The 1071-nt window shown below is 63.6% G+C and carries 1 protein-coding gene; it reads right to left on the bottom strand.

Features of this window, described 5'->3' with window-relative positions; translation table 11 throughout:
- Window positions 1-430: 430 nt before the first annotated feature.
- A partial coding sequence (locus ABEA06_RS13540; protein ID WP_345311831.1) for a hypothetical protein occupies window positions 431-1071 on the bottom strand: 641 nt, incomplete at its 5' end.

Raw genomic sequence — 1071 nt, 5'->3', positions numbered from 1 at the left:
CGCGAGGGGGAAGTGGAGATGTAAACGTTCGCTCACCTTGATCTGTTGAGACAAACGGTGCCCGCTCCCCATTGGGGAGCGGGCACCGTTGTTGCGTGGTGAGAACTCGCTCAGGAAGCCGTCCACAGGCGGCGGTTACGGAAGTGTCACGTGCGTGTGTGAGGTGAGCTGCCGGCTGTGGTCGGGTGGTCGGTTGGGGTCCCCGTGTCCATCATGGGTGCGGGAAAAGCCGCGGAGCGATTGGAGCTTTTGCCGTGCACATGTGGGCACGGGGCAACGTGTCCCAGAGTTGGGTGCAGATTCCGCTGGATTCGCTGCGCCTCACGGCCCGCGGTGGCTGCCGTGACGCTGACCGCGACCTTGACATGTCGTATGGCGCTCTCAATGCCGCGGGCTCCCCACACCGTGATCATGTCCTCGAGGGGATTTGTCAGTGTGGCCCGTCTGCATTGTAGGTGAGCTGCTCGGGGATGCCGCGCAACCCCCATGCGGTGGGGGCCGGATTGGTTCCTGTAACAAGGCCGGGCCGGTAGGCGACGAAGTAGCCACCGTTGAGGGGAGCGATGCGCCCCGTGTGGTCGCCCCTGATTGTGGTGCCGTTATCGTCCAAGGGTTCCATGTGCACGGCGGGGTGGTAGGTGGCCACCGGGCCGGGAACGTTGAGCGTGTGTCCCCACAGCTGGACGGAGAATGTCTCTTGCTGGACGAAGCACGCAAAACCTTCACTTCGCAGCAGATCCTCATCTGCTAAGGGTCTGTCTGGGTCCACAGTGACGCCGATGCTGCGCAGCCGCGGGACCGAGACGATGTGTCCTTCCAGGAGTAGTCGCAGGAACCGAATCACGGTGCGTTCGTACTCGGAGATCACCTCTGGTGGGATGAACTTCTGGCGGGTGTGGCGCTGGACGATGACCAGGTCTTCGAGGAACAGCCGGTAGTCTTCGCGTTCCTCAGCGGCGGGGTCCTCGGCGGGACCCCGTGCTGGGCCCTCCATCACAATGGGTTGGGTCGGCTGTCCCATGACCACCGCAGGAAGGTTCAAGACCACCTTGGCACAGGCGCGGACGGCTG

The sequence above is a fragment of the Kocuria gwangalliensis genome (genome assembly GCF_039544365.1).
In the GTDB taxonomy this organism is placed as follows: domain Bacteria; phylum Actinomycetota; class Actinomycetes; order Actinomycetales; family Micrococcaceae; genus Kocuria; species Kocuria gwangalliensis.
This window is presented reverse-complemented; position numbering and strand designations above follow the sequence as displayed.